The sequence below is a fragment of the Novosphingobium profundi genome (assembly GCF_020524485.1).
In the GTDB taxonomy this organism is placed as follows: Bacteria; Pseudomonadota; Alphaproteobacteria; order Sphingomonadales; family Sphingomonadaceae; genus Novosphingobium; species Novosphingobium profundi_A.
The window spans coordinates 596410-609911 of the sequence record NZ_JAIVLF010000004.1 but is presented as its reverse complement, the minus strand read 5'-3'; the positions used below and the strand labels follow the sequence as shown (position 1 = coordinate 609911).

Below are 13502 nucleotides of genomic sequence, written 5' to 3'. Positions count from 1 at the left end.
GCGTGAACGAGGCGTTCATCTATCGGGAGGCCGAAGATGACACGCCTGCCGGTAGCGGAGGTTCTTCCTCAGCTTTGCATGGCCCTCGATGCTCATGCAGGCGCGGTCCTCATCGCGCCTCCAGGAGCCGGCAAGACCACCGCGGTTGCGCCCACGCTGCTCGTCGAGCCATGGTGTACGGGCAAGATCATCCTCCTTTCACCGCGCCGCGTCGCAGCCCGGGCGGCGGCGGAACGCATGGCTGAACAGCTTGGCGAAAAGGCCGGCGATACGGTTGGCTATCTGACGCGGCTTGATAGCCGGACCTCGGCGCGCACGCGGATCCTGGTAATGACCGAGGCGATCTTCGTCTCCACGATCCTGGCCGATCCCGAGCTCGAAGGGGTCAGTGCCGTGCTGTTCGACGAGGCGCACGAGCGTCATCTCGACAGCGATCTTGGCCTGGCGCTGGCACGCGAGAGCCAGGACGTGCTGCGCGAGGACTTGCGCATCCTGGTCATGTCCGCGACGCTCGACGGCGCCCGCTTCGCCAGCCTGCTGGGGCCCGGAACGCAGGTCATCGAGAGTGAGGGGCGCGCCTGGCCGCTGGAAATCCGCTGGCTTGGGCGCGCGGCGGAGAAGCGTATCGAGGAATCGGTGGCATCAGCCGTCCTGCAGGCCTGGCGCGAAGAGGACGGAGATATTCTCGCCTTCCTGCCCGGCGTGCGCGAGATCGAACGCGTCTCGGAGCGTCTCCGTGAGCGCCTGCCGTCTGCGCAAATCCATGCGCTGCATGGGCAATGCGATCCCGCAGCCCAGCGCGCGGCGATCCGGCGCGATCCTGAAGGGCGGCGCCGGATCGTGCTGGCAACCGCTATCGCCGAGACCTCTCTTACTCTTGATGGCGTGCGTATCGTGGTCGATGCCGGGCTCGCGCGGCGCGCCGAGTTCGACAAGGCCGCGGGTGTGACACGTCTCGTTACGCACGCCGCCAGCCAGGCCTCGGCGGCCCAGCGGGCCGGACGCGCGGGCCGTCAGGGGCCGGGCGTAGCCTATCGACTGTGGGAAGAGGCGGCGCACGCCGGGCGGCCCGCCTTCGAAGCTCCTGAGATCAAGGTCAGTGATCTGGCATCGCTCACGCTGTCGCTCGCGCAGTGGGGGACGGGCGATCCGGCGCAGATGGCCTGGATCGACCCGCCGCCCGAGGCTGCATTGGCGGCGGCCAGGACGCAGCTTCGCGGGCTGGGCGCGCTTGATGACGAGGGACGGATCACGCCCTTCGGAGACAAGGTGGCACGCCTGCCGATGAGCCCGAGCCATGCGACCATGATCCTACAGGCCAGCACCTATGGCTGTGCGCGCACGGCGGCCCGGCTCGCGCTGCTCTTGCAGGAAAGGGGCCTTGGTGGGCGCGGGGATGATCTTGCGCAGCGCCTGGCGCGGTGGGGCGCGGATCGTTCTGCGCGCGCCGAGGCGGCGCGCAAGCTGGCGGCAGGCTGGGCGCGCAAGGCGCAGGCGCTGATGGGAGGAGCTGTCAAGGAAGAGCAGGACGTACCGCTCGCGATCCTCCTTGCCATGGGGCAGCCCGCCATGCTGGCCCGGCGGCGTGATGCCAGCGGGGAACACTGGTTGTCTGCAGGAGGGCGTGGCTATGTTCTCGATCCGGCTTCACCTCTCGCTGCGCGTGAGTGGATGGTGATCGGCGATGCCCAGGGACAGGCGCGCGGCGCGCGCATTCTTTCGGGTATCCCGCTTGAAGCGGCGGACGTCGAGGCTTGGCTGGCTGATCGAATGGAACGCCGCTCGATCCTGCGCTGGAACGAGGCGGAGGCGCGTGTGGAGGCCCGGCTTGAGAGACGGGTCGGTGCGATCTTGCTGGCGAGCGGACCTGATCCCGCGCCCGACCCGGATGCGATTCGCGCGTTTCTGCTCGAGAGGGTGCGCGCCAGTGGGCTCGACATCGTGCCGATGGGCAGGGCCTCGCAGGCGCTCCTGCGACGTGCGCGCCATGCCGGGGTGGAGGCTCTGGGCGAGGCGGTGCTGCTCGAGGATCTTGAGAGCTGGCTGGGCCCGGTCCTGGGGCGCCGACTCGACGCTATTGATCAGGGGGCGCTGCATGGCGCGCTGCGTGGCCGCCTGACCTGGGATGACCAGCAGCGAATTGATCATCTGGCACCGGCAGAATTTCGCAGTCCTGCCGGCACGAGTCACGCCATCGACTATGAAGATGAAGGTGGGCCGAGTGTGGAGGTGCGCGTCCAGGCGCTGTTCGGGCTCGACCGGCACCCTGGCTACGGGAAACCCGAAAATCCGTTGCTTTTGAAGCTGACATCGCCTGCAGGCCGACCGATCCAGACCACCCGCGATCTCCCCGGGTTCTGGCGGGGAAGCTGGAAGGATGTGCAGCGCGAGATGAAGGGGCGCTATCCCCGGCACCGCTGGCCGGACGAACCCTGGAACGAGAACCCCAGTCTGAAGACCAAAAACGCGTTCGAACGCTCCGGAAAGGCGTGATTTGAACTTGATTTCTGGCGCGATTTGGGGGCAATGCACATCCCATGAGTGCACGCATCTATCAGCGCCCGAAGAATGCCATGCAGTCGGGCAAGGCCCTCCTGGACCAGTGGGTCCTCGAATTCCAACCCGCCGAGGCCAAGAAGCCCGATCCCCTCATGGGATGGGCCGGTTCGGGCGACATGAAGCAGCAGCTCCAGCTGCGCTTCAACAGCGCCGACGAAGCCAAGGCCTACGCGACGCGTTACGGTATCGACGCCGAAGTCCACGCGACTCCGCCGCGCCGCCTCAAGATCCAGGCTTACGCCGACAACTTTCGTTGAGCTTTTCCCACAGGGGATAAGCATTTGAAAGGAATTGCCCGGCTTCAGGAGCTCCAGGCAATTCCCGGGTTGCATTCCTGCCAAAGCATTGCCATAGGGCGCGCCGGGAGTCGGATGGACGTTTGCGTTCGCCAACTTGGTCAGGTCCGGAAGGAAGCAGCCACAACGGATTGCGACGGGTCATTCGGCTCCTTCGAAAACAGCGCCCACCGGGCGCTGTTTTTGTTTGGGCCTCAATCGCTCTCTTCGGTCTTGGCGATTTCCCGGTCGATCGTAAGGGCCAGCCTGTCCCACTGGGCTGCGACCGAAAGCAGCATGGCGTGGATCTCGCCCGAGATGTGGACGATGGCGCGGCAGGCCTCGGCGTCGCTGGGATCGCTTTCCAGCGTCTTGAAATGCGGTTCGAGAGCGGCGTCGCGCCGGGCATTTTCATCGGTTGTCGACGCAAATTCGGGGCTCATGAGCGTCGCATCCAGAATCGCGCGGCGTTGCTCCGCGGAAATGTCCGTGTGGTCGAGCCGCCCTAGCGTGCCTTGCGCGCGCGCATTCACATAGTTCTCCAGGCGCTCCTCGTAGCTTCCGTCGGCGAAGGGGCTGGTCAGGACCTTGGCGCGCGAATCGGCGCTGGCGCAGTCGGCTGCCATGAAGACGGGCAGCTCGGGCAGCGGTGTCGCTGCGGGGACGGGCGCAGCCGCGGAGGCGGCAAGCAGCGCAAGAACTTCAGAAATCATATCAAATCCAGTTGTTTGATGGGGGCGCCTTGGTGATGTGCGCTGGTACTGTTCTTGGCAAGCTGCGTGCGGTGGACGGTCCGCCATTGAGGGCGCGCGAGTCTGTGGAGCAACGCGCAACGTACCTGACATTCCGTGCGCAAGCGCCTAGTCTTGCAGGCACGATGGACGATTCACGCGAAAACCCTGAGAACCTCCCGCCCTGGGATGATGCCGGGCAGGAAGATCCCCGCCCCACCTCGCAGGAGCTCGAGGATGCCGGACAGGCCTCAATGTTCGGGGACGCGTCGGCGCAGGACCGCGGGAACGAGGCCGACCAGGCTACCGACGGGCCGAGTGCGGCGGAACTGGAAGCGGCGGGACAAGCATCCATGTTCGGTGGCGAGCCTGCGGCACCTGCCGAGGAGACTGCTCCAGCCATCGAACCGGCACCATCTCCGGATCCGGCCGCGCCCGCCCCAAATGGGGCGCCTCCACCGCCGGCAAAGACCGCTCCGGCTGCCTCGTCTGACGAAGCTCAGCAGCCCTACCGGGTGCTTGCCCGCAAGTATCGTCCCCAGACCTTCGATGAGCTGATCGGGCAGGAGGCGATGGTTCGTACATTGGCCAACGCGATCAAACGCGATCGCCTGGCCCACGCCTTTCTGATGACTGGCGTGCGCGGGGTCGGCAAGACCTCGACCGCGCGTCTGATCGCCAAGGCGCTCAACTGCATCGGTCCCGATGGCGAGGGCGGTCCCACGATCCATCCGTGCGGCCAGTGCGAGCCGTGCCGGGCGATTGCCGAGGGGCGCCATATCGACGTGATCGAGATGGACGCGGCCAGCCACACCGGTGTCGACGACGTGCGCGAGATCATCGAGGCGGTGCGCTATGCGGCCGTCTCGGCGCGCTATAAGATCTACATCATCGACGAGGTCCACATGCTTTCGCGCAACGCGTTCAACGCGTTGCTCAAGACGCTGGAAGAACCCCCGGCGCACGTGAAGTTCCTTTTCGCGACGACCGAAGTCGACAAGCTGCCGGTCACCGTGCTCTCGCGGTGCCAGCGCTTCGACCTGCGCCGCATCCCTACGCCCATGCTGGCCGAGCATTTCGCCAAGGTTTGTGGGCTGGAGGGTGTCGAGGCCGAGGGTGAGGCACTGGCTATGGTCGCTTCGGCGGCTGAGGGTTCGGTGCGCGATGGCCTGTCGATTCTCGATCAGGCCATCGCCCATGCCGACCTGGACGGGGAAGGGCAGGTCCGCGCCGACAAGGTGCGCGACATGCTGGGGCTGTCCGACAAGACCGTGCAGCGCCAGCTTTTCGCCAGCCTCCTGGAAGGCAACGGTGCGGGCGTTCTCGAGGTCGTGGCGCGCCAGTTCGCGCTCGGGGTTGAGCCGATCGCGCTCATGCGCGGGCAGATGGACCTGGCGCACCGAATCGCCCTGGCGCAGGTGTCCGGGAGCGCGCCGGAAGCGCATTCGGCTGAGGAGCGCGAAGCTATCGGAGGCTGGGCGACAGCCTTGGCCGCCGGGCAGGTACACCGCTTGTGGCAGCTCCTTCTCAAGGGCTTCGAGGAAGTGAAATCCGCGCCCGATCCGCTTGTGGCCGCGCAGATGGCGCTGCTGCGGATCATGCACGCCAGCGACATGCCCGATCCGGGTTCGCTGGTGAAGAAACTGGAAGACCTCGTCGCGCGTGGGCCCGCGCCCGCTCAGGCACCTGCGCCGGCGCCCGCAAACGCCGCTCCATCGGGCGCAACGGGTGAGGCGCCCGCGTCGGCTGCGTCTGCAGGTTCGGCTCCTGCGACGTCAGCGCCTGAGCAGGCTGCCGCTCCGGCGCCAGCAACTCCGCCTGCTTCTGCGCCTGAGGCTATCGTACCGGAATTTCTGGCGGCGCGCTGGGACAGTCTGGTCGATGAAGTCGAGCACGCAGGCGGTCCGACCGTCGCGAACATCATGCGCATGCAGGTGCGGGTGGCACATCTTGCACCGGGCACGTTGAAATACGAGCTTGCACCGAGCTTTCGCGAGGATATCAGCGGCTACCTGCGCGATGGTCTTGCCAAGGCCACCGGCCAGCGCTGGGAAGTCGTGCGCGTCGAGAGTGGCGGGATGCCGACGATTGTCGAGCGGGCCGAGGCCGACCAGGCGGCAGCCTCGCAGGCTCTGCGCAGGGCCCCGCTGGTCGAGGCCACTCTGGCGGCCTTCCCGGACGCCGAACTGATCGAGGATGAACGGCCCGCCGCCATCGGCGGTGGTGGCCGCAACTGGAGATAATGCAATGAAGTCCATGGAAGAAATGATCCAGGCGGCCCAGCAGGCTGCCGAGACGATCCAGAAGCAGATGACCGAGACCCAGAGCAAGCTCGACTCGATGGAAGTCGAGGGACTTTCGGGAGGCGGCCTTGTGAAGATCCGCTGCTCGGCCAAGGGCCGCGTGATTGGCGTTGCCATCGACGATAGCCTGATGCAGCCGAGCGAGAAGGGTATGCTCGAGGACCTGATCGCCGCGGCCTACAACGATGCACGGGTCAAGGCCGATTCGGTTGCGAACGAAGAGATGGGCAAGGCGCAGCAGGGCATGGGTCTGCCGCCGGGCTTCAAGATGCCGTTCTGATGAATTTGTGCCGGGTTGCCCGCACCTTGGGCGACCCGGCTGTACCGCGATTGCATGGGGCAGGGGGAACTGCCGCAGGGCCTGTGAAGCACTTCCACAAGGCTTTGCGCGCTACCTCCATTGCGGATTGATAATTCGCCCCCATATCGTGGAACACTCTAAGGTGGGTGGCCGTTACGGCCCTCCACGAACAAGACCAGATGGAAATGCCCTTGAACCTGTTGCCCCTGCTTCCGCTCCGTGACATCGTCGTCTTTCCCGGCATGGTCGTGCCGTTGTTTGTCGGCCGTGAAAAATCGGTAGCAGCCCTCGAAGCCGCGATGGCAGGCGACAAGGATATCTTCCTGCTCGCGCAGCTCGATCCGGGCTGCGACGATCCGGATCGCGATGATCTTTATGACACCGGCGTGATTGCCAGCGTTCTCCAGCTTTTGAAGCTCCCCGACGGCACCGTGCGTGTCCTCGTGGAAGGACAGGAGCGCGCCAAGCTCGAACGCCTGCGCGCCGAGCAGACCGACGATGGCGAAATGCTGCTGGCTGAGGTGGAGAAGCTCGAGGGCGTCGAAGCCGAAGGCACCGAAGTTTCGGCTATGATGCGCTCCGTGATCGACCAGTTCAACGAATACGCCAAGCTCAACAAGAAGCTGAGCCAGGATGCGGGCGATCAGCTCGACGATATCGAGGACGCGGCCAAGCTCGCGGATACGGTCGCCGCACAGCTTTCCGCCAAGGTTTCCGACAAGCAGGCCGTCCTGTCCGAGGATGATCCGCTCAAGCGTCTGGAAATGGTCTATTCCTTCATGGAAGGCGAGCTCGGCGTCCTGCAGGTCGAGCGCAAGATCCGGGGGCGCGTGAAGCGCCAGATGGAAAAGACCCAGCGCGAATATTACCTCAACGAACAGCTCAAGGCGATCCAGTCCGAGCTCGGCGGCGGCGAAGGCGAAGAGGCCAACGAACTGCAGGAGCTGCAGGACAAGATCGAGAAGACCAAGCTTTCCAAGGAAGCGCGCGAAAAGGCGAACGCGGAACTCAAAAAGCTGAAGTCGATGCAGCCGATGAGCGCGGAAGCGACCGTTGTGCGCAACTATCTCGACATTCTTCTGGGCCTGCCGTGGGGCAAGAAGAGCAAGCTCAAGCGCGACATTTCGACCGCGCAGGACGTGCTCGACGCTGACCATTACGCGCTCGACAAGGTCAAGGACCGCATCATCGAGTATCTGGCGGTCCAGGCACGCACCAACAAGCTCAAGGGGCCGATCCTGTGCCTCGTCGGACCTCCGGGCGTCGGCAAGACCTCGCTTGGCAAGTCGATTGCCAAGGCTACGGGCCGTGAGTTCATTCGCCAGTCGCTGGGCGGCGTGCGCGACGAGGCCGAGATCCGTGGCCACCGCCGGACCTACATCGGCTCGCTGCCGGGCAAGATCGTTTCGAACCTGCGCAAGGCAGGCAAGTCGAACCCGCTCTTCCTGCTCGACGAGATCGACAAGCTGGGCCAGGACTTCCGTGGGGATCCGGCGTCGGCTCTTCTCGAAGTGCTCGATCCCGAACAGAATGCCAAGTTCCAGGATCACTACCTTGAGCTCGACATCGATCTGTCGGACGTGATGTTCGTGTGCACCGCGAACAGCCTAAACCTGCCGCAGGCGCTGCTTGATCGCATGGAGATTATCCGCCTCGAAGGGTACACCGAGGACGAGAAGGTTGAGATTGCCGAGCGCCACCTCGTGGCCAAGCAAGTCGAGGCGCATGGTCTCAAGGACGGCGAATTCACGCTGACCGAAGCGGGGCTTCGCGACCTCATCCGCTATTACACCCGCGAGGCGGGCGTGCGTACGCTGGAGCGTGAGATCGCGCGTCTCGCGCGCAAGTCGCTGCGCCAGATCCTCGAAGGCAAAACCAAGAGCGTGACCATCACGCCCGAGAACCTGGCCGACTACGCCGGTGTCCAGAAGTTCCGCCATGGCAACTCCGAAGAGGAGAACCAGGTCGGCGCGGTGACGGGCCTCGCCTGGACCGAGGTGGGCGGCGAGCTGCTGACGATCGAAAGCGTGACCGTTCCGGGCAAGGGCCAGATCAAGGCAACCGGCAAGCTGGGCGAAGTCATGAACGAATCGATCCAGACCGCCTGGAGCTTCGTGAAGGCGCGTTCGCCCGCCTATGGTGTGAAGCCGAGCATCTTCAACAAGCGCGACATCCACATTCACCTTCCCGAAGGCGCCGTGCCCAAGGACGGTCCTTCGGCGGGTATCGGCATGGTGACTTCCATCGTCTCGACGCTCAGCGGTGTGCCGGTGCGCAAGGATGTTGCAATGACGGGCGAAGTGACGCTGCGTGGTCGTGTCCTTCCCATCGGTGGTCTCAAGGAAAAGCTCCTGGCGGCTCTGCGCGGTGGTATCACCACGGTGCTGATCCCCGAGGAAAACCGTAAGGATCTGGCTGAGATCCCTGAGAACGCGAAGCAGGGCCTGGACATCATTCCCGTCAGCCATGTCGACGAAGTGCTGGCCCGCGCGCTGACCGAAACGCTCGAGCCTATCGAGTGGACCGAAGCTGACGAACTTGCGGCAGCGCCTCCGGCCCATGGCGGCGTGAGCGGGGCGACAGCGCACTGAGCGAGCCGATCATCGGATTGAGAAAAGGGAAAGGGCGTCGCTTCGGTGGCGCCCTTTTGCTTTGTGGTGTTGGCGCATCGGCGGCCTGTGTGGCGCCAGGATTGACCGATTTTGCGTGTCGCTGCCGCTATTTGCGTAATCTTTTGCGGCAGTCGGGCGCATTTTGCGCAATCAATGGCAAAGGGCGCTTGTCATTGGGGGCAGGACCCTGTAACCGCCCGCCTTCACGCTTGGGCATGGGCCCTTGCGTGTTAAGCCAAGAAGGATCTTGAAATGGGTTACCGGGTAGCCGTTGTCGGCGCGACCGGAAATGTCGGCCGCGAAATGCTGAGCATCCTTGCCGAGCGCGAGTTCCCCTGCGACGAGATCGCAGCGGTTGCTTCGTCGCGTTCCACCGGCACGGAGATTGATTTCGGCGAGACCGGCAAGAAACTCAAGGTCAAGAACATCGAGCACTTCGATTTCACGGGCTGGGATATCGCGCTTTTCGCGGCCGGCTCGGGCCCGACCAAGATCTACGCGCCCAAGGCGGCTGCGCAGGGCTGCGTCGTGATCGACAACTCGTCGCTCTACCGCATGGAGCCCGACGTGCCGCTGATCGTGCCGGAAGTGAACCCGGACGCGATCGATGGCTACACCCAGCGCAACATCATCGCCAACCCCAACTGCTCGACCGCGCAGATGGTTGTGGCGCTCAAGCCGCTGCACGATGCCTTCGGCATCAAGCGCGTCGTCGTCTCGACCTACCAGTCGGTTTCCGGCTCGGGCAAGCAGGGCATGGATGAGCTGTTTGAGCAGAGCCGCGCGATCTTCGTGGGCGATCAGGTTGAACCCAAGAAGTTCACCAAGCAGATCGCGTTCAACGTGATCCCGCACATCGACGTCTTCCTCGACGATGGTTCCACCAAGGAAGAGTGGAAGATGGTCGTCGAGACCAAGAAGATCATGGATCCCAAGATCAAGCTCCATGCTACCTGCGTGCGCGTGCCGGTCTTTGTGGGCCACTCCGAAGCGCTCAACATCGAGTTTGAAAAGGAAGTCTCGGCCGAGGAAGCGCAGAACATCCTGCGCGAAGCTCCGGGCGTGATGCTCGTCGACAAGCGCGAGGACGGCGGTTACGTCACCCCCGTTGAGTGCGTGGGCGACAGCGCCACCTACATCAGCCGCGTGCGCGAAGACCCCACGGTCGAGAACGGCCTCGCGCTGTGGTGCGTCTCGGACAACCTGCGCAAGGGCGCGGCGCTCAACGCCGTGCAGATCGCTGAACTGCTCGGCCGTCGCCACCTCAAGAAGGGCTGATATCAGCACCTTCGCGAAACGGTTTTCGAAGAGCCCCCGTCAGGTGTCCTGGCGGGGGCTCTTCTTTGTCTGGACCTCTCGATAGCCGCCACTCGCACTACAAGCCTCGGGACATACCCCGATAGTGCGACGAAGGAGGCGCTGCCAAGAAAGGTGGGCCTGCGTTGGGTAGCTCTTGATCTGGCGCAAGGCGACACGCGGATCGCGGGGCGCACAGTGCTCCCAGCAAGGAGATAGAGGGTATGTCAAAGAGCAACTTTCACGATTGGCCGCAGATGGCGAAGGACCTGAACCCGGCCATCGGCGAACTCAAGAAGAGCTCGCCGGGGCCGATGCAGGCGTTTTCCGAGATGGGTAAGGCAGCCCTCGCGCCCGGTGCCCTCGACACCAAGACCAAGGAGTTGATCGCGCTGGCTATCGGCGTGGCGGTGCGCTGCGGGCCCTGCATCACATATCATTCCTCGGGTGCGCAGAGGGCGGGCGCGACGCGTGAGGAAATTGCCGAGGCCATGGGCCTTGCGGTCTACATGGGGGCAGGCCCTTCCGCGATGTATGCCGCGCAGGCGCTGGAAGCCTTTGACCAGTGGGATGAGAAAGCCTCCGGCTAAGGTTGCAAGATCGCGCCGAGCCGCGCAAAGACCCTGGTGAGAGGTAGGATGCCGGTCCCGCAGGGCCGGTCCCTGCCTCTTGTGCTATGAGAAAGGGCGCGCGCGTGAGTGAGATCGAAAGCCGGATCGTCGAGGGTTTTGCCGATACCAAGCTGGTGGTGCATTGCATGGGGGAGGCGAGCGGGCGTCCGCTGGTGCTGCTGCATGGCCTGTTCTCCAGCGCGCACGTGAACTGGATCAAGTACGGCAATGCACAAATCCTCGTGGATGCGGGCTTCCGTCTCTACATGCCCGATCTTCGCGCGCACGGTGAAAGCGAGGCGCCGCACGATCCGCGCGCCTATCCCGAGGATGTCCTGGTCGAGGACCTCAAGAGCGTCATCGCCGAGCTGGAGCTGAAGGACTACGATCTGGGCGGCTTTTCGCTGGGCTCGCGCACCTCTGCGCGCGGTGTGCTGGCCGGCCTGGCGCCGCGCCGTCTGGTCCTGGCGGGTATGGGCCTGTCCGGTCTTTCGGGCTGGGCGCGTCGTTCGGCACATTTCGTGGATGCGATCGACCGTTTCGGTTCCATTGAGCGCGGGGACCCGGCTTTCGTGGCCCAGGCCTTCATGAAGACGATGAAGATCGACCGTGAAGCCGCGCGGCTCCTTCTGGGGTCTGTCGACGATACCGCGCCTTCGGAGCTGGCGCGCATCACGATGCCGACCCTGTGCGTGTGCGGCGCGGATGATGAGGACAATGGCAAGGCGCAGGAATTGGCCCATGCCTTACCCGATGGCCATTACGCCGAAACGCCGGGTAATCACATGTCCTCGGTGACATTCAAGGAGATGGGGCGCGCGATGGCCGAGTTCCTTCTCGACTGATTCTGGCCCCGCGCCCTTGCGGTTTGCCCTGTCTCTTATGTTGATCTTGTCGGACCATTGGCTAGTCTCCCGGTCCGACAGACACATAACAGGGTGATTTTCTTTCCATGAAACGTGCGACCACAGCTCTTGCCGCGCTGGCGGCGAGCTTGTCCTTTGCCGCAGTCCCCGCCGCCTGGGCCCAGGAAAACGCGGCGAGCTATCCGCACACCGTGCAAGGGGCTGCGGATTTCGTAGCTGCGGCTGAGCAGGATCTTTCGGATTTCTCGCTCGACAATGCGCGCGTGAACTGGGTCAACAGCACCTACATTACCGATGACACCAACGCGCTCGCGTCCAAGTCGAACGCCGAATTGACCGAAAAGCAGGTCGCCTACGCGGTCGAAGCCGCGCGCTACAAGGACATTCCGGGGCTTGATCCGGACGTTGTGCGCAAGCTCGGGATCCTGAGCCAGGGCATCGTCATGCCCGCGCCGACGACGTCCGGCGCGGCGGACGAACTGGGCACGATCATGACTGATCTCAGCGCGACCTATGGCAAGGGCCGGGGCACTCTCAACGGAGAAGAGATCAACGGCTCGGACATCGAGGAGGAAATGGGCAACCTCGATCATACGCCAGCCGAATTTGCCGAGATGTGGGCGAGCTGGCACGACAATGTCGGTGCGCCGATGAAGGACGACTATGTGCGCATGGTCGAGATCGGTAACACCGGTGCGCGTGAGCTTGGCTACGCCGACGTCGGCGCGATGTGGCGCTCCGGTTACGACATGGAGCCCGAAGCTTTCGCCGCCGAGACCGAGCGTCTGTGGCAGGAGGTCAAGCCGCTCTATCTGGCGCTCCATACCTATGTCCGCAACAAGCTCAATGCGAAGTACGGTTCGGACGTGCAGCCGCAGACCGGGCCGATCCGTGCCGATCTGCTGGGCAACATGTGGGCCCAGGAATGGGGGAGCATCTACCCGCTCGTCGCGCCCGAAGGGGCTGGCGATCTGGGCTACGATATCGGTGATCTGCTAAAGGCGAAGGGCCAGACGCCTGTCGACATGGTGAAGACCGGCGAGGGCTTCTATTCCTCGCTCGGCTTCGATCCACTCCCGGGTACGTTCTGGACGCGCTCGATGATCACCAAGCCCGCCGACCGGGAGGTGATCTGCCACGCCTCGGCCTGGGACGTCGACAACAAGGACGACATCCGCATCAAGATGTGCACCAAGGTGAATTCGACGGACTTCGTCACGATCCACCATGAGCTGGGCCACAACTACTACCAGCGCGCCTACAACGAGCAGCCCTACTTGTACCTCAACGGGGCCAACGATGGCTTCCACGAGGCGATTGGCGACTTCGTGGCACTCTCGATCACGCCGCGCTACCTCGTCCAGATTGGCCTGCTCGATGCCGCCAAGGTGCCAAGCGCGGACAAGGATATTGGCCTGCTGCTGCGCCAGGCGATGGATAAGGTGGCCTTCCTGCCGTTTGGCCTGATGATCGACCGCTATCGCTGGGGCATCTTCGATGGTTCGATCACGCCTGCGCAGTACAACTCGGCCTGGACCAAGATGCGTCTGGACTACCAGGGTATCGTGCCGCCGGTGGAGCGTCCGGCCGATGGATTCGATGCGGGCGCCAAGTTCCACATCCCCGGCAACACGCCCTATACGCGCTATTTTCTTGCCCGGATCCTGCAGTTCCAGTTCTACCAGGCCGCGTGCAAGCAGGCCGGATGGACCGGGCCGCTGCACCGCTGCAGCTTCTACGGCAACAAGGACGTCGGCAAGAACCTGGAGGCGATGTTGAGCATGGGCATGTCCAAGCCCTGGCCTGAAGCGCTCAAGGCGTTCACCGGCTCCTCGAAAATGAGCGCCAAGCCGATGCTCGACTACTTCGCGCCGCTCAAGGACTGGCTCGACAAGCAGAACAAGGGGCAGAAGAGCGGCTGGTAAGCCATTTCTCTACCCATAAAAAA

The 13502-nt window shown here is 64.0% G+C and carries 10 protein-coding genes and 1 other RNA gene; 10 read left to right on the top strand and 1 reads right to left on the bottom strand.

The window, feature by feature from the left end; all coding sequences use genetic code 11:
* The first annotated feature begins 36 nt into the window (after window positions 1–36).
* The 3 genes from hrpB to ffs all read left to right on the top strand — a co-directional run bounded on the left by hrpB (window position 37) and on the right by ffs (window position 3014).
* Complete coding sequence (hrpB, locus tag LC060_RS13235) at window positions 37–2493, top strand: ATP-dependent helicase HrpB (RefSeq protein ID WP_226636249.1); 2457 nt, start codon at window positions 37–39, stop codon at window positions 2491–2493.
* A 44-nt stretch (window positions 2494–2537) separates the two neighbouring features.
* A complete protein-coding gene (locus LC060_RS13230) occupies window positions 2538–2816 on the top strand; it encodes an ETC complex I subunit (protein ID WP_039394582.1) in 279 nt (92 codons plus the stop codon).
* Window positions 2817–2919: 103 nt separating this feature from the next.
* Window positions 2920–3014: signal recognition particle sRNA small type (gene ffs / locus LC060_RS13225), an RNA gene on the top strand.
* A gap of 35 nt (window positions 3015–3049) precedes the next feature.
* Here the strand turns inward: ffs and LC060_RS13220 are convergent.
* Window positions 3050–3547 carry a hypothetical protein gene (locus LC060_RS13220; RefSeq protein ID WP_226636247.1) on the bottom strand — a complete coding sequence of 166 codons (498 nt, stop codon included), beginning with the start codon at window positions 3545–3547 and terminating at the stop codon, window positions 3050–3052.
* Window positions 3548–3819: 272 nt separating this feature from the next.
* Here LC060_RS13220 and LC060_RS13215 point away from each other — a divergent pair, with 272 nt between their 5' ends.
* From LC060_RS13215 to LC060_RS13185, 7 genes are all read left to right on the top strand, one after another.
* Window positions 3820–5808: a DNA polymerase III subunit gamma/tau gene (locus LC060_RS13215; RefSeq protein WP_413465119.1), complete on the top strand. Its 1989-nt coding sequence runs from the start codon at window positions 3820–3822 to the stop codon at window positions 5806–5808.
* Between the two features lie 4 nt (window positions 5809–5812).
* A complete protein-coding gene (locus LC060_RS13210) occupies window positions 5813–6148 on the top strand; it encodes a YbaB/EbfC family nucleoid-associated protein (RefSeq protein ID WP_148626171.1) in 336 nt (111 codons plus the stop codon).
* A 206-nt stretch (window positions 6149–6354) separates the two neighbouring features.
* The gene (gene lon / locus LC060_RS13205) at window positions 6355–8760 is read left to right on the top strand and encodes an endopeptidase La (protein WP_226636553.1); all 2406 of its coding nucleotides are present in this window, start codon (window positions 6355–6357) and stop codon (window positions 8758–8760) included.
* A 273-nt stretch (window positions 8761–9033) separates the two neighbouring features.
* A complete protein-coding gene (locus LC060_RS13200) occupies window positions 9034–10059 on the top strand; it encodes an aspartate-semialdehyde dehydrogenase (RefSeq protein WP_226636243.1) in 1026 nt (341 codons plus the stop codon).
* Between the two features lie 242 nt (window positions 10060–10301).
* The gene (locus tag LC060_RS13195; RefSeq protein ID WP_226636241.1) at window positions 10302–10667 is read left to right on the top strand and encodes a carboxymuconolactone decarboxylase family protein; all 366 of its coding nucleotides are present in this window, start codon (window positions 10302–10304) and stop codon (window positions 10665–10667) included.
* Between the two features lie 167 nt (window positions 10668–10834).
* Window positions 10835–11533: an alpha/beta hydrolase gene (locus tag LC060_RS13190; protein WP_264191891.1), complete on the top strand. Its 699-nt coding sequence runs from the start codon at window positions 10835–10837 to the stop codon at window positions 11531–11533.
* A 107-nt stretch (window positions 11534–11640) separates the two neighbouring features.
* Window positions 11641–13479 (top strand): M2 family metallopeptidase, encoded by a 1839-nt coding sequence (locus tag LC060_RS13185; protein WP_226636237.1) that lies wholly within the window; start codon window positions 11641–11643, stop codon window positions 13477–13479.
* Window positions 13480–13502 lie beyond the last annotated feature (23 nt).

Bases quoted from the DNA above. Each gene is read 5' to 3' on its own strand.
- hrpB (WP_226636249.1), top strand. From the start codon at position 37: ATGACACGCCTGCCGGTAGCGGAGGTTCTTCCTCAGCTTTGCATGGCC.
- LC060_RS13230 (WP_039394582.1), top strand. From the start codon at position 2,538: ATGAGTGCACGCATCTATCAGCGCCCGAAGAATGCCATGCAGTCGGGC.
- LC060_RS13220 (WP_226636247.1), bottom strand. From the start codon at position 3,547: ATGATTTCTGAAGTTCTTGCGCTGCTTGCCGCCTCCGCGGCTGCGCCC.
- LC060_RS13215 (WP_413465119.1), top strand. From the start codon at position 3,820: ATGTTCGGGGACGCGTCGGCGCAGGACCGCGGGAACGAGGCCGACCAG.
- LC060_RS13210 (WP_148626171.1), top strand. From the start codon at position 5,813: ATGAAGTCCATGGAAGAAATGATCCAGGCGGCCCAGCAGGCTGCCGAG.
- lon (WP_226636553.1), top strand. From the start codon at position 6,355: ATGCCCTTGAACCTGTTGCCCCTGCTTCCGCTCCGTGACATCGTCGTC.
- LC060_RS13200 (WP_226636243.1), top strand. From the start codon at position 9,034: ATGGGTTACCGGGTAGCCGTTGTCGGCGCGACCGGAAATGTCGGCCGC.
- LC060_RS13195 (WP_226636241.1), top strand. From the start codon at position 10,302: ATGTCAAAGAGCAACTTTCACGATTGGCCGCAGATGGCGAAGGACCTG.
- LC060_RS13190 (WP_264191891.1), top strand. From the start codon at position 10,835: ATGGGGGAGGCGAGCGGGCGTCCGCTGGTGCTGCTGCATGGCCTGTTC.
- LC060_RS13185 (WP_226636237.1), top strand. From the start codon at position 11,641: ATGAAACGTGCGACCACAGCTCTTGCCGCGCTGGCGGCGAGCTTGTCC.